The following is a 20,498-nucleotide window of genomic DNA, read 5'->3' as shown; positions in this document are numbered from 1 at the left end:
AAGATATTCCCGGAATATTAACGGTGGCGCTTTGATAGCAAGCTAGTTCCCTATCATTTCTTGCCAATCGAGAATCGTTTGCTATAGCTAAAAGCCTCTCACTTCATCGAAAAGAGGCAACGGAATGTCAACCGCAAAGAAAATGAGCGTGGGACAACTCACCATGTTGACGGCCGTCAATATGTTGGGCTCCGGCATTGTGTTGTTGCCAACCAAACTCGCCGAAGTCGGCGGTATTTCAATTCTCTCCTGGCTGATCACGGCCACCGGCTCCCTGGCACTGGCCTACGCCTTCGCTCGCTGCGGCATGCTCAGCCGCAAGACGGGCGGCATGGGCGGATATGCCGAATATACCTTCGGTAAATCCGGTAATTACATCACCAACTACACCTACGGTTTATCGCTGTTGATTGCCAATGTGGCGATCAGTATTACTGCCGTGGGTTATATCCAGACGCTGTTCGATATCAAACTTGGCGCGCTGCAAGTCGGCCTGGCAACCATCGCGCTGTTATGGATTACCACGTTCGCCAACTTTGGTGGCGCCAGTATTACCGGCAAGATCGGTTCGGTGACGGTATGGGGCGTTATTGCCCCGGTGGTGCTGGTTTCGACCATCGGCTGGTTCTGGTTCGACAGCAGCATTTACGCCGCTGGCTGGAACCCCCACGGCATGGCCTGGTACGACGCCGCCGGGGCTTCGGTGGCGATCACGCTGTGGGCGTTTCTGGGGCTGGAGTCGGCGTGCGCCAACGGCGATGCCGTGGAGAACCCGGAGAAGAACGTGCCCATCGCCGTGCTCGGCGGCACTCTGGGCGCGGCAGTGATCTACATCGTCTCGACCAACGTCATCGCCGGCGTTGTCGACAACGCCGAGCTGGTGGCCTCCACCGCGCCGTTCGGGCTGGTGTTCGCCAAGATGTTCAACCCCATGGTCGGCAGCATCGTCATGGGGCTGATGGTGCTGGCCTGCATCGGCTCGCTGCTGGGCTGGCAATTCACCGTGGCGCAGGTGTTCAAGAGCTCGGCAGACACCGGGTATTTCCTGCCGATCTTCGCTAAGGCCAACAAGCACGGCGTGCCGATCATCAGCATGCTGATCCTCCTGGCGATGCAGACGGCCATGGCCCTGCTGACTATCAGCCCCGACCTGGCCAAACAGTTCGACACGCTGGTCAACCTCGCGGTGGTCACCAACCTGGTGCCGTACATCCTGTCCATGGCGACCTTGATGACCCTGCAAAAAGTTTCGAACGTTGCGCCGGATAAAGCACGAATGACCAACATCGTTGCCTGGATCGCCGCGGCCTACAGCTATCTGGCGTTGTACAGCTCCGGCGAGCAGGCGCTGATGCTGGGCGGTGTGGCGACCATCATCGGCTACACGCTGTTCGGCTTCGTCAACACGCGCCTGATCAACCTGGAGAAGGTCAACAACAGCGTGCCGACCCAGACCGTCGCCGCGCAGCACATCACCGGAGAACCTGTTCCGGTGAATAACCTGGATTCGCGCATTCTGGAGGCTCAACCATGACGGAATACAGACATCTGCTCGGCATGCTGGCGCTGCTGGTCAGCAACCAGCCCGACAAACGCACGGTGTTCGGCCGGGCCCTGATCCAGTTGATCAGCGATGTGGAAGAGCGCTCCATCAGCGTGCTGACCTCCGAAAGCCTGAGCGACGCCAAGTCGATCCTGAGCACCGACCCGGCGATCCAGTGCGTGCTGCTGAGCTGGGAAATGGACAGCAGCGCAGACCACCAGGAATGCATCGACCTGCTCACCGCGCTGCGCGAGCGCAACACCCGGGTGCCGGTATTCCTGATCAGCGACCGCAGCACCGCGTCCAATGTGCCGCTGATCGTGATGCAGCACGCCGACGACTTCATCTGGCTGCCCGAAGACACCAGCCGCTTTTTGAGCGGGCGGATCATGGCCGCCATCGAGCGCTATCGCCAGGCCGTGCTGCCGCCGATGTTCGGAGCGCTGCTCAAGTTTGCCCGGGGCTACGAATATTCCTGGCACACGCCGGGGCACGCGGGCGGCACGGCGTTTTTGAAAAGCACGGCGGGAAGGGCGTTCTATGAGTTCTTCGGCGAAAACCTGCTGCGTTCCGACCTGTCGATTTCAGTGGGCGAACTGGGCTCGTTGCTCGACCACAGCGGCCCGATCGGCCAGGGCGAGCGCTACGCGGCCAAGGTGTTCGGCGCCCATCGCACGTACTACGTGACCAACGGCTCGTCGATGTCCAACCGGGTGATCCTGATGGCCAGCGTCACCCGCGACCAGATCGCCCTGTGCGACCGCAATTGCCACAAGTCCGCCGAGCACGCGATGACGCTGTCCGGGGCGATTCCGACGTACCTGGTGCCGACCCGCAACCGCTTCGGCATCATCGGCCCGATCCTGCCGCAGACGCTGAGTGCCGAGGGCGTGAAAGTCGCCATCGCCAACAACCCGCTGGTCAAGGCGCACATCGACCCAACCCCGGTGCACGCGATTGTCACCAACTCCACCTACGACGGCCTGACCTACAACGTCACCCGCGTCGAAGAGCTGCTGGGGCAGAGCGTCGACCGGCTGCATTTCGACGAAGCCTGGTACGGTTACGCGCGCTTCAACCCGCTCTACAAGGACCGCTTCGCGATGCACGGCAGCCCGGACGATCACGACGCGTCCAAGCCCACGGTGTTTGCCACGCAGTCGACTCACAAGCTGCTGGCGGCGCTGTCCCAGGCCTCGATGATCCATGTGCGCAATGGGCGCAACCCGATCCCCCACGGGCGCTTCAATGAGTCGTTCATGATGCACGCCTCGACTTCGCCCAACTACGCGATCATGGCCTCGTGCGACGTGAGTTCGGCGATGATGGAAGCGCCCAGCGGGCAGATTCTGACCAATGAATCCATCGAAGAAGCGATCGCGTTTCGACAGGTCATTTCGCGCATGCAAAGCGAAATGCTCAGCCACGATGACTGGTTTTTCTCCTGCTGGCAGCCGCCGAGCGTGCATGTGGGCGCAGCGTCGGTGCCGTTCCATGAAGTGGACCCGGCGCGGCTCAAGAGCGACCCCAACTGCTGGGTGCTGCACCCCAACGAGGTGTGGCACGGCTTTGGCGATATCGAAGACGGCTATTGCATGCTCGACCCGATCAAGGTGTCGATCTTAAGCCCCGGCATGGGCGACGACGGCAACCTGCTCGACTTCGGCATCCCGGCCTGCGTGCTCAGCGCCTATCTGGGGCGGCAGGGCATCGTGGTCGAGAAAACCACCGACTTCACCATTCTGTTCCTGTTCTCCATCGGCATCACCAAGGGCAAATGGGGCACGCTGGTCAACGCCTTGCTCGACTTCAAGCGCGACTATGACCTGAACCTCGAACTGGAACTGTGCCTGCCGGATCTGCTGACCGCCAACCAGCAGCGCTACGCGGGGATGGGCTTGAAGGATCTGTCAGAAGAGATCTTCGCGGCCATGAAGAAAAACCGCACCACCGCGGCCATGGCCAAGGCATTCGGCACGCTGCCCAAGGCTGAATTCAGCCCGGTGGAGGCGTACGAGAAACTGGTCAAGAACGAGGTCGAGCAGGTCACCCTGGAAGAGGCCGCCGGGCGCATCGCGGCGACTGGCATCGTGCCGTATCCGCCGGGGATTCCGCTGTTGATGCCGGGCGAAAACGCAGGCCCCGCCGACGGCCCGCTGCTGGCGTATCTCAAGGCACTGGAGAGTTTCGACAAGTCGTTCCCGGGGTTCACCCACGACACCCACGGGATTGAAAGTGACGCGGGGGTTTATCGGTTGTTGGTGCTGAAATAGCGCCGGTTGATCAACCGGCCCGAATCTGTAGGAGCGAATTCATTCGCGAAAAATGTAGCAGGCGATGGAGATGTGTCGCGTCGCCATCGTTCGCGAATGAATTCGCTCCTACAGGGTGGGCAGTGTGTGTTGCCGGTGTCAGTTACCCTGAATTTTCTGCAGCGCCTGCTGGGTCAACGCCACGCACTCCCGGGCGCCATCTTCGTTATGCCGCGCGTACGCCGATTCGGCGCGGTGCATGGTGGTGTCGACGTCGCTCTTCACGGCGTCGCTCAGATCGGGTCGGGCGACTTTGGCGTCCCGGACTTTGCTCAAATTCATCTGGCATTGGTTGCTGTCGTCATTGGCAGACGCCGCGAAGGGCAGGGCGAATGCAGTCAGGAGCAGGCCGGTGAGCAGGGCGTGTTTCATAGAGTTTTCCGCAGAAAGTAGGTAAGTGGCTCGCTATCTGTACGAACCTGCTGCATGAGACAGCGGATTTCGGATTTCTGCAAAGGTCAGCCGATGAATATCGTGCGCGGATTTTTTCCCGCGACCAGCTACCATGGCGCGGCAATCACCACGCCGGAAGCCGAGCCGTACCGATGGACATTGAACTTGCCCGCACCTTTCTCGAAATCGTTCGCCTGGGCAGCCTCATGGCGGCGGCCGAGAAACTCCACGTCACTCAGACCGCCATCACCGCGCGGGTGAAAAAGCTGGAAAGCCACCTCAACTGCAAGCTGTTCGTGCGCAACCGCACCGGCGCCCGGCTGACCCCGGACGGCGAGGCGTTCATCCTGTTCGCCAACCAGCTGGTGCAGACCTGGGACGCCGCGCGGCGCGACCTGCCGCTGCCTGATGGCTACCACCATGTGCTGCGCATCGGCGCGCAGATGAGCCTGTGCAACCCGCTGCTGCTCAGTTGGGTGCGCGAGATCAAGCGGGCGATCCCGGACCACACGCTGCATGCCGAGGTCAAGGATGACGAGGTGCTGATGAAGGAGGTCGAGCGCGGCGTGCTCGATGCCGCGCTGGTCTATCAACCGGCCTACTGGCCCGGGGTGCAGGTCGAGGAGTTGCTTGAAGAGAAGCTGATTCTGGTGCGCGTGGTCGGCCGGCCCGACCCTTACGTTTACATCGACTGGGGCCCGGCGTTCCGTCAGCAACACGACGTGGCGCTGCCGGAAAAAGCCAAGGCCGCCGTAGCTTTCAACCTCGGCCCGTTTGCCCTGCAGTACATCTTGGACAACGGCGGCTCGGGGTATTTTCGCACGCGAGTGGTGCAGTCCTGGCTGGATCGCGGCATCGTCGAACGCGTGCCGCTGGCGCCGGAGTTCAGCTATCCGACCTACCTGATCTACTCGCGGGACAGCCCATCGCCCTCGCTGCAACAGGCATGCGACCTGCTGCGCGACATCGTCAAGCAGGATGGCGACTGGTCGCAGCGGTGGGATCCGTTGATTTGAAGTCGATCCCGGCGTAGCGGTGATGCTGAACGTCACCCGACCAGACTGATAATCCCGATCACCTTGCGCTCGGCATCGAGCACCGGCAGGTACTTGCTGCCTTGCTTGCCGAGCATTTCCATCGCATCGGCCATCGAGTGATCCAGCGACACGCTGTGGGTGCTGCGCTCGATGATCTGCCGGGTGTCGATGTCGGTGCGGTTGCGGTGCTGCGCGATGTCTTCGGCCTTGTGCAGAATGCCTTCCAGATCCTCGCGAGATACGTCGACAAAGGTGCCCACCTCATCCAGCGCCTTGTCCAGGTCCTCGCTGCTGACACCGGCGGCTTCGACAGCGCTCGGCAATACGGGCGCCGCTTTGGCCGGGCCCCTGGGGTAACGCATGCGTGTCAGGTTGTTGTAGATCAGGGCGGTGCCCAGCAGGCAGACCGCGTTGAACATCACCGGCACCACGGCATTGAAGCCCGGTGAAATCTGGCTGGAGAGCACGACGCCGATGGTCACCGCAGCGGCAGGCGGATGCAGGCAGCGGAACACGCACATGAACAGGATCGACGACAACACTGCGACGCTGGCGGAGATGACGCTGTGCCCCAGCAGATGAACGCTGGCCAAGCCCACCAACGCCGCCGTCAGGTAGCTGCCGATGATCGACCAGGGTTGCGCCAGGGCGCCGCTGGAAACGGCAAACAGCAGCACCGAAGAAGCCCCCAGCGGGCCAAGCAGATGCAGTGTGGTCTCGGTGCCGAACAGGTAGCCGCTGGCCAGCGCGCAGATGAACACGCCCAGGCAGGCGCCGATTGCCGCGCGCGACCATTCAGCAGGGTGAGTATTGAGTGGGTGGGGGATAAAACTGCGCAACAGCGTTTTCAATCGAGTCTTCCAGAGCGAAAAAAGGAGCTCGTCGGTGACGACGGAGCTCCTGCACAGGAGGGCATGTGCCAATGTTTCAAAGGCCATAACGACATTGGAAAAACTGTTGCGGCAGCTTTCCAATCGCCTTCAAAGCACGCCGATTGTGGTCACAAAGCGGGCGCGTGGCAAATTCAAATTAATGCAGTCTCGATTCAATAATTTTGCAGTGAAGGCATATCCTGTCGATTATTCGCGGCTCAAGCGCAGCGATTTTGCATCACAGGCTGCGGGCTTGAGCGCCCTGGCGGGGTCTTTTGGCAGGGCGCGCCGCTTCGGTTTCCAGCAGGTGCATGGCCAGGGCGTCGGTCAGAAAACGGAACTGATCGTTGAAGCCCACTACCTCGTTACTGAAGTGCTGTTCGGCCGACGGCATCATGAAGGCGTCGAAGCGTTTGTCTTCGACGAGGCTGTGACGGTTTTTGCGCAGTACGACATGTTGTGAGTAATAGTTATTGCCAAAGTTGGGAAAACTCACGTGCAGGGTGACGTCTCGATTCATGTCGAATGCTCCGCAACAAACAGAAAGTTGAAAGGTAAAAGGTGCTGATAAGTTTCAGCTACTTGGGCCGTTGATCAAATAATCAGTGGGCCCGTGCCATGACACGGCGGCTGTTTTCATCGGCGGTGACAGGCACCGGATTCACAGCGAACAGTTTGAGGGCAAGTACATAACTGGTCAGCGCAGTCAGTGACAAGCAAGTCAGAAGATGAATAACCATTTTTCCTGCCCTCGGTGTGTGTCTGGGTGTGAGGTGATAGTACGCCCCTGAATTTTGAGCGGAAGGCAATCGCGGGAATGTTGGTTATCGATGGGAATGATGGTGGGTGAGATCAGCGTCATTTCCGGTGACGCAATGGTATGGGCAGCCCCGATCCCTGTAGGAGCAATCGGAGGTTACGACGGTCGCGAATGCAGTATGTCATTCAACCCACGGGCCAAGGACATACCGCGTTCGGACATTCAATGAGCAGAGGCTGGCGTCAGGCGCGAATACTCTCGGCATACCGATACGTCGCCACACACGCCAGCGCCAGCCCGCTGAGCGCCACCAGCCCGCCCACCAGGCCGATATTGGCGATACCCAGCTGGCTGATCACCAGGCTCCCCAGCAGCGCGCCGCCGCCGATGCCGATGTTGTAGATGCCGGAAAACAGCGACATCGCCACGTCCGTCGCATCCGGCGCCAGGGCCAGCACCTTGCTCTGCATCACCAGGCCGAAGCAGATGATCGCCATGCCCCACACCACGCTCAGCATCGAAATCGCCGAACTGCTGCCCGACAGCGGCAGCAGCAGGCTGAGGCAGACCGTCAGCCCGCCGATGGCCGCGATTAGCAGGCCGCGCGGGTAGCGGTTGTTGTAGCGGCTGAAGGCAACCGAACCCAGCAGGCCAGCGCCGCCGAACAGCAGCAGGATAATGGTGGTCATCTCGCCACTCATCTTGCCCACCACCTGTACGAAAGGTTCGATGTAGCTGTAGGCGGTGAACTGCGCGGTGATCACCAGCGCGGTCAGCACATACACCGAAACCAGCGCCGGGCGCTTGAACAGGACCGGCAGGCTGCGCAAGGAGCCGGAGTTCTGGCTCGGCAGCAGCGGCAGCGACTTGATCAGGATCAGCACTGTCATGCCCGAAGCAATGGCGATGGCCAGGAAGGTCGTGCGCCAGCCCAGCGCTTCACCCAGCACCCGGCCCAGCGGGATGCCCAGCACCATCGCCATCGAGGTGCCGGTGGCCAGCAGGCCCAGCGCCTGCACCTGTTTGCCCGCCGGCGCGACACGCACCGCCAGCGACGCAGTGATCGACCAGAACACCGCGTGGGCCAGGGCAATGCCCACCCGGCTGACCAGCAGCATCCCGAAGCTCGACGCCACGCTGGACATCACGTGGCTGGCAATGAACAGGATGAACACAAAGGTCAGCAGCTTGCGCCGCTCGATGTTGCGGGTCATCAGCATCATCGGCAGCGACGCCAGCGACACGATCCAGGCGTATACAGTGAGCATCAGGCCAACCTGCGCGGTCGTCATGTCGAAACTGTGGCCGATGGCACTGAGCAGCCCCACCGGGACGAATTCGGTGGTGTTGAAAATGAAGGCCGCCAGGGCCAGCGCAATCACGCTCAGCCAACTGCCAGTGCGAGCATCGGTAGTGTTCATGTCGGGACGCGCGAGCCTCGGGATAGATGATCGAGAGAACAGCGGTCGCAGCTCAGCCCAAAAAACGCCGACAAGCAGAAACGCCGCACAAGGCGCAAGGCCTGGGCGGTGACGGCAGTCAGCAAACTATTATGGGTATGGGGTACGACCGGATGAGGCGGATTCTACGCCCTTGTCAACGTTGTCACAACGACCGCCCGGTGCGTCAAAGTGGCCCAGATGCCGTTTTGCATGATTTGACGTTTTCTTGAGGTTGCACTTATCTAAACAAGTATGGAGTGACAACTCGGTGGCTGGTCATGTAACGGCTACCGGTTTCTAAATGGAAGTAATGCCGCGCCGGGTTATTCCCGCAGGAGTATTTGATGAGACGGCCCATCGGGGCCCGTGTCAGCGATATTCTCTACATGTGTTGCGTATGGATGCTGTTATTGCCCGCCACGGAAATCAAGGCAGCCTGCACACTCATTCCCGGTGCAGGCAATGACAACTATGTCTGCGACAGTGGTACAAGTCCGGGTTTCACCGATTTACTGGGCAACAACACACTGACCTTTCCTGTCGGCGGAACCGGCGTGATCAACGGCAATGTGTTGTTCGGCGCCGGCGCCATCAATTTGCAGATGGACTCGGGCTCCATCCTGGGCTCTATCAATCTGGGAGACGGTGGTAACGTCATCCGCATCGGCGGCGGGTCGATTACCGGCGCCGTGATTCAGGGCGATGACGTCGACAACTTCCTGATGACCGGCGGCACGATCGGCTCGCTCGCTCAGAGCGGCGGGCGGGACATATTCTCCATGACCGGCGGGACCATCATCGGTGGCTTCGATGATGGCGATGTCGCCGCCATGAGCGGTGGCAGTATTGGGCGCGTCGACATGAAACTCGACGACAACATCTTCGACCTCTCCGGCGGGCGCATCATCGGCAACCTGGTGACCGGCTTCGGCCGCGACACGATTCGGGTGTCCGGCGGCAGCATTGGCGGCAACCTCAGCGTCAGTGGTGGCGACGATATCGTCTCTGTTACCGGCGGCGTGATCACCGGGCAGATTCGAGCCAGTACCGGCAACGACCGCTTCATCTGGGACGGCGCCGGTCAGATCCAGTCCGCCGTGCTGATGGGCGACGGCAACGACACTGCACAAATCGCCCACCTGAGCGAAAGCGCACTGAGCCCGACACCCACCGTCGATGGCGGCTTGGGCACTGATACGTTGACTTTCGTCGACACCTCATCTGCCACCGCCGCACGCTACATCGGCTGGGAGAGCGTCAACCTCACCAGCAACTCGCGTTTCGATCTGGCCGGGGACTTTTTCCTGGGCGACAGCGTCAGCAACACCGGCACGTTCAACATCGACGCCAGTAGCACATTGACTGCGACTCAAGGCGCCATTCGCCCTTATACGGCGGGGCAATTGACCACGCTGAGCAACGCCGGGGTGATCGACATGACCTCCGGTAGCGCAGTTGCCGGTGATACCCTGAGCGTCTACGGCAATTACGTGGGCAACAACGGTCAATTGCTGATCCAGACCGAACTGGGCGGCGACGGCTCGCCCAGCGATCGGCTCGTGGTCTCCCAGGGCGCCATCAGCGGCAGCACCCGACTGGGCGTGACCAACCTCGGCGGGCTTGGCGGCCTGACCCAGTCCGACGGCATCGAAGTGGTCCAGGCCGTCAACGGCGCCACCAGCACCAGCGACGCCTTCGCCCTGAAGGGCTCGCTGTCGGCCGGCGCATACGAGTACTACCTGTTCAAGGGCGGCGTCACCGCCGGCACCGAAAACAACTGGTACCTGCGCTCCTCGGTGGTGGCTGTGCCCGCGCCGGTGGTTCCGCCCCCTGAGCCGGTCGCGGTGATTCCCGCAGCGACAACGCCCATCGTCGCCGCCGCACCCACCGTCAGCGCCGACGAGCCGCCGGTCGAACCACCGACCGCCAAGCCCGTCGCGCCCCCAGACCCTACGCCCACCCAAACCACCGCACTCGCCGCCACCTCGCCGATACCCGCCGCCAGCACCCCACCCATTCCCCAGGCCGTGGTCGGCGCCGCGCCCATTCCTCTGTATCGCCTCGAAGTCCCGGTCTATTCAGTCATCGTGCCCGCCGCACAACTCATGACCCTCTCCGCCCTCGGCACCTTCCACGACCGCCAGGGCGACCAGAGCCTGCTCAGCGAAACCGGCGCACTGCCTGCAGGCTGGGCCCGCCTCTATGGCGGCGACATCAAGAAAAGCTGGAGCGGCACCGTCTCCCCCAGACTCGACGGTTCCACCCAGGGCTACCAGATCGGCCACGACCTCTACAGCGCCGCCAACGATACCGGCCAAACCCAACGCATCGGCCTGTTCATCGGCCAAAGCCACCTGCGCGGCAGCGTCGACGGCTTCGCCGAAGGCTTCCAACACCGCAACGCCGGCCACCTCAAACTCGACGGCGACCACCTCGGCGCCTACTGGACCCTCGTCGACCCAAAAGGCGGGTACCTCGACGCCATCGCCATGGCCACCCGCCTGGACGGCACCAACCGCTCCGACCGCGGCGTCAAACTCGACACCCAAGGCCACGCCCTGAGCCTGTCGCTGGAAGGGGGATACCCGATCCCGATTTCAGAACACTGGGTGGCCGAGCCGCAGGTTCAGGTGATTCATCAGCGGGTTGAACTGGATAAACAGAATGACGGGATTTCCGACGTTTCCTTCGATTCGCAGCCTTACTGGACGGGGCGGGCTGGGGTTCGGCTAAAAGGGCGATACCTCGTCAGTGGCATGCCCATCGAGCCGTATCTGCGGGCCAATCTGTGGCACACGTTTGGGGGGAGCGATACCACGACCTACAATGGGCTGGATCGAATCAAGACCGCGCACAAGGCGTCATCGATGGATCTTGGCGGCGGGGTGGTGGTGCAGGTGGCTCAGGGGGTGAGTGTGTATGGGGCGGTGGGGTATGAGGCGAATCTAGATAGTGAGGGGTTGGAAGGGGTGAGTGGGGTGGTGGGGGTTAGGGTGGGGTGGTGATTGGGACGATAGAGAGTCGGCGGTGCTGCCGGCCGGAAGGTCAGGTAATGAGCTGCGTGCGCCAGCAGTGCAAGCTATCAGTCGTTTGAAGATGTTTGGGTTGGTCCATACTGTACGGGCACTTCTTCCGGTTGAGTTGCGACCAGGCAGCAGGCGCTTTACCTGGGAGAACCAAAGGAGCAGGGAATGGCCAACCTATACGCAGCCAAGGAATGGGCGGTATTTCGTGAGCGAGTGATAGTGCTTGATGGTGGCCAATGCGTGAGCTGCGGTCGTTCCAGGTTGGACGGGGTGGTATTGCAGGTCCACCACAAGCGCTATATCCGCGGGCGAAAGCCATGGGAGTACGACCCCGTCGATTGCGAAACCCTTTGCCGAGGGTGCCATGCCAGAGAGCACGGTGAAATCAGGCCTGACACTGGCTGGGAGTACGTGGGCGAGGATGATTTGGGTGACCTCTTCGGAGCGTGTGAGCTTTGCGATACATCCATTCGATATGTGCATTACGTCCAGCACGAGCACTGGGAGCAGATGGGAGTCGGGACAAACTGCTGCGATAATTTGACGGGCACACAACAGGCTGCAGAGTATCGCAAGCGTCTAGGCAGGCTGAGACGTTTCATTGCCTCGTCCAGATGGAAATCCGATGGTGACCGGCACATGATTACCCTGGAGGGTTTAAGTGTTGCTGTTGTTGCTGTTCAAGGCAGCTACAGGCTCACTATTGATGACGTTGCCGGCGCGAAAAATTACGACAGCCTGCTGCATGCAAAGGAGTTTGCTTTTGACGTCATTGACAGCGGGCAAGCGGGTGAGTACTTACAGCGGCGAAGGCTCAGATGTTCTGCTTCCTGAGGCTCATAAGATCGGATCCATTGATCATGTCCAGCTTTACGGCGACCGAAGCTCACGTTAAGGTGCTGGCATAAGGACATGATCTTCTAGCGTTCGCCCACGGAAGGTTTTCTATCTGCTGTAGCTCTGCCGTCTTCCCGTCAAGAATTTCCTGTCCCCTAAAAAATGCGTGCCAAACAGTTAGTGCCATTGATCATCAGTGGGGCTGGTGTTTGACAGCGTCGCTGATGCATGCGTCCCAAACATCAAAAATTGCTAAATGAAGGCGAATGGTATGGATTTTTCGACGCTGCTACGTCTTTGGAATGCAGCAAGTCCCGAGCAGTTGATTGCACCCAAAATTGTAATCGGCTTCGTTTTCGTTCTATGCGCTTGGTACCTTGTCCGTTACTTTTTCCGGTCTTTCAAACTGGGCAGTCAACTGAAGCGTCTGACTAAACAAGTGCAAGACGTTAAGGCACTGGCACCGTCTCAACGGCGTTCTGAATTGGAGCGGCTGTTCATTGGACGCAAGCTGGAGCATTCTTGGCGCGAGTACGCTGAGACGCTACATGATCAGTTCGAGTTTCAGGAAGGCGAACAGATCCTGATCCGCTCACGCGCCACAGCTGGGGCGGCGCATTTTTTCTCACCTCAAAGCGTGGTTGATACACCGCTGGGGACCGAATTCTATAAACATCTGCCTGGAATTTTGACGGGCATCGGCATTGTCGGAACCTTCTTTGGTTTGATGCTTGGTCTTCAGCACTTTGATCCGAGTACCCCGGAACAAGTAAATGCCAGTGTCGATAAGCTGCTCAAGGATGTGCTGTTTGCGTTTATCGGCTCTTTCATTTCTATCATGGCTTCTATCGCCGTCACGATCACTGAGAAATGGCGTCTGGGCCATTGCTACAAACTCCTTGAGACGTTCAACGAAACCATCGACGGCCTTTTCGACAGCGGTGTCGGTGAGGAGTATCTGGCAGAGCTCGTACGTTCGAGTGCTGAAAGCTCTGTACAAACTCGTCAGCTCAAGGACAGTCTGGTAACCGACCTTCGAGAAATGCTTCAGAACTTGGTTGATACACAAGTCCGCGAAAGCCTCAAATTAGCGGATACGTTGTCAACCACCTACCGTGACTCAGGGCAACTTCTGGCCGATCAGGTCAGTGGTGCGATTGAAAACAGTCTCAAATCCCCGCTTGAGGCCATCGCGGGTGCAGTTCAGGCCGCCAGTGGCGATCAGTCAGGACAGGTCCAGAGCCTTCTACAGGATGTTCTGGTCGCCTTCATGAATAAGTTGGAAGGTACGTTCGGCCAACAATTCAATGGTCTTCACGAGTTGATGGGGCAGTCAGTTGCCGCCATGCAGTCGATGCAACAGGGCTTCTCGACCCTGATTCAGGATATGCGTTCGGCCAGCGAGTCATCGAATCAAAACAGTTCCGCCATGATTGCCCAATTGCTGTCCGATATGCAGGCCGGACAAAACGCCATGCAAGCAGGCATGAATGAGATGCTCGCAAATCTTCAAGCTTCAGTTGCCCGTATCGGCAACGAAGGGGAAGGGGCTGGCGCTCGAATGGCCGAGCAACTGGAGAAGCTGTTCGCTCAAAGCGAGGCTCGCCAACAGGCAATGGCTGAGAATCTCCAGGCCTTTGTTGAGTCGATCAAGCAGAGCATCGGCCAGGGCCAACAAGACACCATGGCCAAGATTGCGGGCTCCGTCGAGGTGCTGGGTGAGCAGCTCTCGGCTGTCTTCAAGCAACTGGAGCATGGTCAGCAGCAGATGGATCAATCCACCCGTGCCGCCCAGGCTGACTTGCACCAAGGTACACGCGAACTGGTGGGTGGCCTTGACGAGCAGGTCAAGGCATTGCTGCAAACAGTGACAGAGCAACAGAAGTCTGCCCAAGACACCGTTAAGGCATTGAGTGCCCAAACAGAGCAGCATTTGCAGAGCATGCAGCTAGGCGCAGACAAGATGCGGGCGGCGGCTGAGCGATTTGAAACTGCCGGACAAAGCGTGGCGCGAGCCAGTGAGTCGACTGCGGGACTGATGGGTACAGTCCAGGGCGCAGGGGCTGAGCTTGCGCAGGCGTCGCGTGAGCTGAACACCGTTGTCGCGGACTACCGGAACAATCGTGAAGCGCTAGCGAAGACGCTTGTGGTCATCGAAGGGGTAGTTGCCAGTGCTCAAGGGGAAGCCAGCGGTCGCAGCCAATATCTCCAGGACCTGAAGGTTCAGAGCGAACGGATGCAGGCGCTTAACCGCGAAGTGTATGAATACCTCGAAAACATCAGTGGCGTGCTGGGTAATGGCTTCAAGGAATTCGGTGAAGGCATGGACCGGGCGTTGAGACAAACTCTGGGTAGCCTTGACACCGAGCTCGATAAAGCAGTCAAGAGCCTTGCTGGCGGTGTGGAAGGGGTCAAGGAAAGTCTCGAAGACTTCGGCGACATCATGGAACGCATCAGGCGGTAACGGAGGCTAGTCGATGTTTGGTAAGCAAATGCCTTCGGCTGCCCGCTCCAAAGACGAGGGAGAGAAGCCTTTCTGGATCTCCTTCGCTGATTTGATGACGGCGATGATGATCCTTTTTCTGGTGGTCATGGTGGCGGCTTTGAGTTCTGTGACGCAGCGTATTAACCAAGCAGAGCAGGGTGAAAAACAGCGTAATAAGGATATCAGCGAGATCTGCGAGCGCTTGAGCCTGAAGGCTGAGACGGCCAGCAAAAAGATCATCGTGGATTGCAAGGACAACCGGATTAGCTTCGGCGATGCCGGTCGCTTTGGACATAACCAGTACGCGTTAAGCAACGATGGTCAGTCTGCGCTTCAGGAAGTGGTGCCGATGATTCTGGATGCGGCCAACAGCGAAGAAGGTCGCAAATGGTTCAAACAGGTTGTGATCGAAGGGTCGACCGACACTGACGGTTCCTACCTCTATAACTTGCACCTGTCATTGCAGCGTTCGGAGTGGGTGATGTGCAGCCTGCTCGATAGTCGCAGCCCGCTCCAAGTCGGATTGTCGGCGGAGCATCAGCAGCAAATCAGATCAATGTTTTTGGCGGGGGGTGTGTCCTTCAACAATGCAAAGGACACCAAGGAAGAAAGCCGGCGAGTGGAGTTGCGTATGCAGTTCTTTGGCTTGAAGGAGAAGGAGGGTAATCTCAAGCCCGATGCGCCGGTGTTCACTAACACTGACGTGGAAAAATGTCAGTTGGCAATGAACCGATGACCAGCTCGATCGCGAGACTTTCCGCCGCCATTCGCCACAGTCTGTCAGCTCATCGTACGGCGCAGGTCCCTGAACTGTTGGAGCGATTCCCCCGCCTGGCTGCTGCGGGAGTTGATCTTTACGAGCGATTCGAGCGCGCTGAAAAGGCCTTGCCGCCCCCCGAAGAAAAGCGCCGTGCTGCGATCAGCAAGTTTCGCAATGTACTGCCACTCAACGCGTCGGAATGGCGGTTGGTGTTCGCCGGCCTTTCAGACAAGAGTGAGCGCGTCGGGCCGATTCTGGACGATGACCAGCTGTACGCCCGGGTGCACGACGAAGTGCATCAGCGTATCGAAAAGCGAAGGCTGAGCCGCCGGGATTGGTTGGCGCTGTGCTTCAGCTACTTTGGGTACGACGCTGCTACACCTGCTCAGAACGCCAATTGGTGCCTGCTGCGCGAAGACGTTCAGCTCGGTTTCGAATGCGTCAGAGACCAGCAGAAGCGCGTGAAGGAATGGGTGCAGATCGTTCAGCAACATCAGGAGCTTTTTTCCGAGCAAGCAGGTGCCACGCTGGGTGATCAGATGTTCAAGGGCGAGATTAGCGACCTTTCTGCATTGCAGACGATTGCGCAGATCCCGGATAACAGCTGGCTGTGGCGCAGGATTTTTACCGTATTGATTTCTCGCATTTTCATGCTGGATGACGCCGAGTTCTCTCAGCGTTTGGCCGACCTGGTCGATACCGGCCGGCAGCACCCGCGGTACATGAACGAAATTTTGAGTGCATGCCTGTCGCGTTACCAATTGGCGGCTTATCGAGAGAAACCGTCCTCGCTGCTCAAACAGCTTGCGCTCGACAATTGGGGTAGTCCGCAGATCCGCTCCAGACAAAACAGCTGGCTGCAGTATGTCGATAAGGATGTCTGCGCGATGGTTGTGGCGTGGTTCGCAAAGGAGGACCTGGAGCATTTCTTCAATCTGTTGAAGGGAGACTCCGAGGTTGATCAGTCGCGTCTGTTTTACTGGCTGAGATTTGCCAACCAAATGAGCTATACCCGAATCGTCATGGGCTCGGACGCCTGGCAAGATAATGGGCGGGACTTCGTTCATTTCCGTGAGAAGAACAAAGGGCGCTTGAGTAAACTGGTAGGCGGTTCTGGGCACAACAATGCTGTAGTGATGCAGATTGGGAACTATTTTTTCGTGGAGTTCTCTGGAACAGGTAACGCCTGCTACGTGTACCAAGCAGACAAATCGCCGTTCAATCCGGATAAATCTCAGCTTGCACTTAAAGCAGATCTGAAGCAGCCAAGTGCGTTCAATCCCATGCGGCATTCGCCTGCACCTAGCCGCTCAAATTGTGTAGAGGGCTGGCTCAGCAGATTCGACGATGCCCTCGAGAAGTTGGGTATCCGTGTACAGAGTCAGGCCGCAGCGGCAGGTTCAGCCAAGCCGTTTTCTCTTGAAGACCAGGTCCGTGGCGCACTGAAGTCGGTCAAGCACAGGACTTATGATCAGCGCGAGCGCGGCGGTGCATTTCAGGTCCAGCTTGATGACCATGACCCGACCGCCGTAACTGCACTTCAGCGCCTGGGCTTCAGGCCCGTCAATAACCAGCCACTCCGCTTCTGGAGACAGTAATGCTCAAGCGTTTCTTCAAAGGCATTGGCCTGCAGCCGAACTCGACAGCAGAAAAGACTGAGCCGGTTTTTTCCATTGAGGAGCAGGGGATCTGTTATCCCCTGAGCTTGGCGGAGAATACCGAGTCCTGGTCGCTGGCCAGTTATCTTGATCAGCTGGAAGAAGAGGAGTTCGTCTCCCAGCTGAGCGATCGCTGGTTGCTGACGTGGGATGAGCTCTACCGGCTGCTGGATGAGCCCGAGCACGTAACAAGCCTGCCGCTATTGGGGTTGCCGCCGCAGACAGCCCTCATCCCTCAATTGAGCAGCCAGGGCAGCCTTGCCTCCGACGATTTCAAAGTGTCCATCAGCGGCTGGCGTGATCCGCAGTCCAACGCCAATGTGCAGGTGCAGCGTACGGGGCCCATCGTTCAGTATCAGGGCACCACAGAAATTCTGCCTGAGGCGTCGTGGAAGCTGACTGGTGCTGTAAGACAGCTTTATCTGGCACAGCAAAGTGAGCCAGGTGAAGTCACCAATCAGATCGGCTGGGCCAGCATCAGGAAGCTGGCGCGCAAGGCTGACGCGGGTATGGATGGTTTTTTGGACAAGACCGTTGTTATCAAACCCGAAAAGCTGCGACTCAACCCGCGAAAATCGACCTTGGGCGACACGCCGGTTATCGAGCTGCAACCAAGCTTCGAAGGCCAGCCGGCCAACTGGCTCGACAGTTTTGACGGTGCCAGGCAGGTTCAGGATCGATACCGGGTAACGGGTGACGATGGATCGCTGACCCATGTTCTGATTGAGCCTGAGGTTAAATCGGTATTGGACTACGTGCGCTCGTTGCCCGGGCGTCGGGTCGCAGGCGACGATGCCCTTTCATTTGTCCGTAACCCTTACAGCACACTCGGCGAAGATGCCGTGCAAGTGCTGGATGCCGATGCCTATGAAGACGAGCTCGCCGAGGCCGGTATTTTCTTTCATCGCTTCCATCTGGAACCCAAGCTGGATGAAACGTGCCAGCATATCCAACAGGTAACACTGACGCTCGAACCGATTTCGACAACTCCGCAAGCGCCCATCGAAATTGAGTTCAAAGCCGCCCATGAGCTCGCGCCGCTCGTGCATGAGCTGCAACTGAAGTTGGCTGCTGGCATGCCTGCGGGCTTCTGGCAGAGCTACGAGCTGGAGCTCAGCGATTTTGATTTGCGTCAGTTGGCAGGCATCAATGACCTGCTTAAAAGGTGGCAAAACGAGGCGGCCGGTATCGAGTTTGAGTCGGTCCTGGACCTTTCCCTCTATGGCGACCGTGTGACGGGCATTGGGGAAGCGGAAAGAATTACCTCGCCTTTCCTTGTCAAAGAGGCGACCGAGAACTGGCTGCCGAAGGATGTGGCAGCGCTGGGCGTCGACGCAGAAATCCTCGGTCGGTGGGATCCTTCCGATCGCGCTCAATTTGAAGCGTTTGGGCAGCGGCTCGATGAAGCTCGCGCTGCCGGTGATGAAACGGTCTGTTTGCCAGAGTCCGAGACGCCACTCTCGATTGCTGCTGCCGAGCAACTGTTTGATACCTGGTCGAAGAAGATCGCGCCTGTCCAGAACGACCAGATTGAGCAACGAGAGAAAGTTGGCCGCGCTGTACTGCAAATCGGCCACAACATTGACGAGCCAACTTACGTTCAAGTGCGTCAAGCAGCGTTACGCGCCGCTTTGGACGCAACGCCAGAGCTGCCTGGCTTGCTCAAGCCAGAAGTCGTTCTGCGCGACCATCAGCTTCAAGGCGTGGCGTGGTTGCAGCATTTGTTCCGTTTGTCCCCTACGGACGTATCGGGTTGCTTGCTCGCTGATGACATGGGGCTTGGGAAAACGATCCAGTTGCTCACCTTCTTGGTCTGGTACCTTGAACAGTACCCAAAAGATCAGCCAACACTGATCGTCGCTCCGGTCTCGTTACTCGATAACTGGGAGCGAGAGCTTCACCGGTTCTTCTTTGCTGACGCGCTGCCTGTATTGAAGCTGTACGGCTCAGCCCTGAGTGCAGTGAAGTTCAAGAAAGATGAAATTCCAGCGGACTTGAAAACCAAAGGCATCAAGAACCTGCTGCGCCCCGGTTGGATGGGCGATGCCCGAATCGTCCTGACGACTTACGAGACGCTGCGTGATCAGGAGTTTTCCCTGGCGCGCCAGCAATGGTCCATCGTCGTATGTGACGAAGCTCAGAAACTGAAGAACCCGGCGGCATTGGTGACTCAAGCGATCAAAGCTATTCCCGCACGGTTCCGAGTGGCGTGTACCGGTACGCCGGTCGAGAACACCCTGATCGATCTCTGGTGCCTGTTCGACTTTATTCAGCCAGGATTCCTGGGCGGCCTGAACCAGTTCGGTCGCGACTATCAGCGCCCCATCGAAGCCGCACTGGAGCGTGATACGGATGCGTTGGAACGCCTGCGTGGGCTGATCGAACCGCAGACATTGCGGCGCACCAAGCAAGACATCGCCAAGGACCTGCCGGCCAAAATCGAAGACGCCGCGTGTCGTTCGCTTAGCATGCATGCCCTGCAGCGCAATCTGTACCTCTCCGAAATATCGGTGTACAGCCAGAAGCGGCAGATTGAAGAACAGCTCGATCGGAAGACCTCCGGCATGCTGGGGTTACTGCACAAGCTCAAGCTGATTTGCGCCCATCCTTACAGCGTTCAGCCAGACACGCGCTTGCGCGATAAATCGCCGAAGTTGCAGTGGCTGATGCAGACGCTTGAGTCGATCAAAAGAGCCGGAAACGGTGACAAGGTCATCGTCTTTACCGAGTTGCGTGATATTCAGCGTGAGTTGCAGCACGCGATTCAGCAGCATTTCGGATTTCGGGCGACCGTCATCAACGGTGATACCAGTACCAGCAGTCAGAGCGCCAATAGCCGGCAGAGGCTGATCGATCAATTCCAGGAGCTGCCAGGTTTCGCCGTGATCATCCTGTCCACTATCGCCGTCGGATTCGGAGTGAACGTGCAGGCCGCCAACCACGTCATTCACTTCACGCGTTGCTGGAACCCGGCCAAGGAGGATCAGGCGACCGATCGGGCCTACCGGATTGGGCAGCTGAAGGATGTGTATGTGTACTACCCAACGGTTCGGGATGCGGCGATGCCGACATTTGAGGCGACGCTGGATGAGCTGTTGAGTAAGCGACGAGCGTTGGCGCGGGATATGTTGAGTGGGGCTTCGGAGATTCAAGCTTCGGATTTCGAGGCTTTGCTGGGAGGACAGACAGCGTGATGCAGTGACCAGTCCGGATCTATGGGGCTGGCTAATAATTGCTTTGATGCTAACTGAGTCACGCCAGAGAGCTCGCGCTCGGTCTAGAGTGCCTGCGTGCTTTGCGGCGGCTAACAACCTTGGATGGGTGCTCCTGATGGGAGCTGTCGGGTGGTAAACTCCCGCTTTTTGCCCATGCT

Annotated in this window: 13 protein-coding genes; 9 read left to right on the top strand and 4 right to left on the bottom strand. The window is 58.8% G+C overall.

What is annotated here, in order from left to right; all coding sequences use genetic code 11:
• Nucleotides 1-124: 124 nt before the first annotated feature.
• Complete coding sequence (gene potE, locus AC1MEK_RS18905) at nt 125-1,534, top strand: putrescine-ornithine antiporter (protein WP_480397793.1); 1,410 nt, start codon at nt 125-127, stop codon at nt 1,532-1,534.
• A complete protein-coding gene (locus AC1MEK_RS18900) occupies nt 1,531-3,816 on the top strand; it encodes an Orn/Lys/Arg family decarboxylase (RefSeq protein WP_480397792.1) in 2,286 nt (761 codons plus the stop codon). Before potE ends, AC1MEK_RS18900 begins: the two co-directional genes overlap by 4 nt.
• Nucleotides 3,817-3,954: 138 nt before the next feature.
• Here AC1MEK_RS18900 and AC1MEK_RS18895 read toward each other — a convergent pair whose 3' ends face one another.
• On the bottom strand, nt 3,955-4,227 hold the full coding sequence (locus AC1MEK_RS18895) for a hypothetical protein (RefSeq protein ID WP_480397791.1): 273 nt from the start codon (nt 4,225-4,227) through the stop codon (nt 3,955-3,957).
• A 173-nt stretch (nt 4,228-4,400) separates the two neighbouring features.
• Between AC1MEK_RS18895 and AC1MEK_RS18890 the strand changes: the two genes are divergently transcribed.
• On the top strand, nt 4,401-5,264 hold the full coding sequence (locus AC1MEK_RS18890; protein ID WP_480397790.1) for a LysR family transcriptional regulator: 864 nt from the start codon (nt 4,401-4,403) through the stop codon (nt 5,262-5,264).
• Between the two features lie 32 nt (nt 5,265-5,296).
• Here the strand turns inward: AC1MEK_RS18890 and AC1MEK_RS18885 are convergent, their stop codons facing one another.
• The 3 genes from AC1MEK_RS18885 to AC1MEK_RS18875 form a co-directional block, all read right to left on the bottom strand.
• Nucleotides 5,297-6,136: an HPP family protein gene (locus AC1MEK_RS18885; RefSeq protein ID WP_480397789.1), complete on the bottom strand. Its 840-nt coding sequence runs from the start codon at nt 6,134-6,136 to the stop codon at nt 5,297-5,299.
• A 259-nt stretch (nt 6,137-6,395) separates the two neighbouring features.
• Nucleotides 6,396-6,677 (bottom strand): hypothetical protein, encoded by a 282-nt coding sequence (locus AC1MEK_RS18880; protein ID WP_480397788.1) that lies wholly within the window; start codon nt 6,675-6,677, stop codon nt 6,396-6,398.
• Nucleotides 6,678-7,159: 482 nt separating this feature from the next.
• Nucleotides 7,160-8,338 (bottom strand): sugar transporter, encoded by a 1,179-nt coding sequence (locus AC1MEK_RS18875; protein ID WP_480397787.1) that lies wholly within the window; start codon nt 8,336-8,338, stop codon nt 7,160-7,162.
• Between the two features lie 365 nt (nt 8,339-8,703).
• Here AC1MEK_RS18875 and AC1MEK_RS18870 point away from each other — a divergent pair, with 365 nt between their 5' ends.
• From AC1MEK_RS18870 to zorD, 6 genes are all read left to right on the top strand, one after another.
• The gene (locus AC1MEK_RS18870) at nt 8,704-11,364 is read left to right on the top strand and encodes an autotransporter family protein (protein ID WP_480397786.1); all 2,661 of its coding nucleotides are present in this window, start codon (nt 8,704-8,706) and stop codon (nt 11,362-11,364) included.
• Nucleotides 11,365-11,550: 186 nt separating this feature from the next.
• Nucleotides 11,551-12,219, top strand: a complete 669-nt coding sequence (locus AC1MEK_RS18865) for an HNH endonuclease (protein ID WP_480397785.1) — start codon at nt 11,551-11,553, stop codon at nt 12,217-12,219.
• Between the two features lie 274 nt (nt 12,220-12,493).
• Nucleotides 12,494-14,686, top strand: a complete 2,193-nt coding sequence (gene zorA1 / locus AC1MEK_RS18860) for a type I Zorya anti-phage system protein ZorA1 (RefSeq protein ID WP_480397784.1) — start codon at nt 12,494-12,496, stop codon at nt 14,684-14,686.
• A 13-nt stretch (nt 14,687-14,699) separates the two neighbouring features.
• On the top strand, nt 14,700-15,443 hold the full coding sequence (gene zorB1 / locus AC1MEK_RS18855) for a type I Zorya anti-phage system protein ZorB1 (protein WP_480397783.1): 744 nt from the start codon (nt 14,700-14,702) through the stop codon (nt 15,441-15,443).
• Nucleotides 15,440-17,065 carry a type I Zorya anti-phage system protein ZorC gene (gene zorC / locus AC1MEK_RS18850; RefSeq protein WP_480397782.1) on the top strand — a complete coding sequence of 542 codons (1,626 nt, stop codon included), beginning with the start codon at nt 15,440-15,442 and terminating at the stop codon, nt 17,063-17,065. The genes zorB1 and zorC overlap by 4 nt, the downstream gene beginning before the upstream one ends.
• Nucleotides 17,065-20,319 carry a type I Zorya anti-phage system protein ZorD gene (gene zorD / locus AC1MEK_RS18845; protein ID WP_480397781.1) on the top strand — a complete coding sequence of 1,085 codons (3,255 nt, stop codon included), beginning with the start codon at nt 17,065-17,067 and terminating at the stop codon, nt 20,317-20,319. The genes zorC and zorD overlap by 1 nt, the downstream gene beginning before the upstream one ends.
• The last annotated feature ends 179 nt before the right edge of the window (nt 20,320-20,498 follow it).

The organism is Pseudomonas sp. 2 (assembly GCF_056627435.1).
Note: the sequence above shows the minus strand (reverse complement) of the source record. Positions and strands in the feature narration are given on the sequence as shown.

Excerpts from the sequence above, each read along its gene's own strand:
- potE (WP_480397793.1), top strand. The coding sequence starts at position 125 with ATGTCAACCGCAAAGAAAATGAGCGTGGGACAACTCACCATGTTGACG.
- AC1MEK_RS18900 (WP_480397792.1), top strand. The coding sequence starts at position 1,531 with ATGACGGAATACAGACATCTGCTCGGCATGCTGGCGCTGCTGGTCAGC.
- AC1MEK_RS18895 (WP_480397791.1), bottom strand. The coding sequence starts at position 4,227 with ATGAAACACGCCCTGCTCACCGGCCTGCTCCTGACTGCATTCGCCCTG.
- AC1MEK_RS18890 (WP_480397790.1), top strand. The coding sequence starts at position 4,401 with ATGGACATTGAACTTGCCCGCACCTTTCTCGAAATCGTTCGCCTGGGC.
- AC1MEK_RS18880 (WP_480397788.1), bottom strand. The coding sequence starts at position 6,677 with ATGAATCGAGACGTCACCCTGCACGTGAGTTTTCCCAACTTTGGCAAT.
- AC1MEK_RS18875 (WP_480397787.1), bottom strand. The coding sequence starts at position 8,338 with ATGAACACTACCGATGCTCGCACTGGCAGTTGGCTGAGCGTGATTGCG.
- AC1MEK_RS18870 (WP_480397786.1), top strand. The coding sequence starts at position 8,704 with ATGAGACGGCCCATCGGGGCCCGTGTCAGCGATATTCTCTACATGTGT.
- AC1MEK_RS18865 (WP_480397785.1), top strand. The coding sequence starts at position 11,551 with ATGGCCAACCTATACGCAGCCAAGGAATGGGCGGTATTTCGTGAGCGA.
- zorA1 (WP_480397784.1), top strand. The coding sequence starts at position 12,494 with ATGGATTTTTCGACGCTGCTACGTCTTTGGAATGCAGCAAGTCCCGAG.
- zorB1 (WP_480397783.1), top strand. The coding sequence starts at position 14,700 with ATGTTTGGTAAGCAAATGCCTTCGGCTGCCCGCTCCAAAGACGAGGGA.
- zorC (WP_480397782.1), top strand. The coding sequence starts at position 15,440 with ATGACCAGCTCGATCGCGAGACTTTCCGCCGCCATTCGCCACAGTCTG.
- zorD (WP_480397781.1), top strand. The coding sequence starts at position 17,065 with ATGCTCAAGCGTTTCTTCAAAGGCATTGGCCTGCAGCCGAACTCGACA.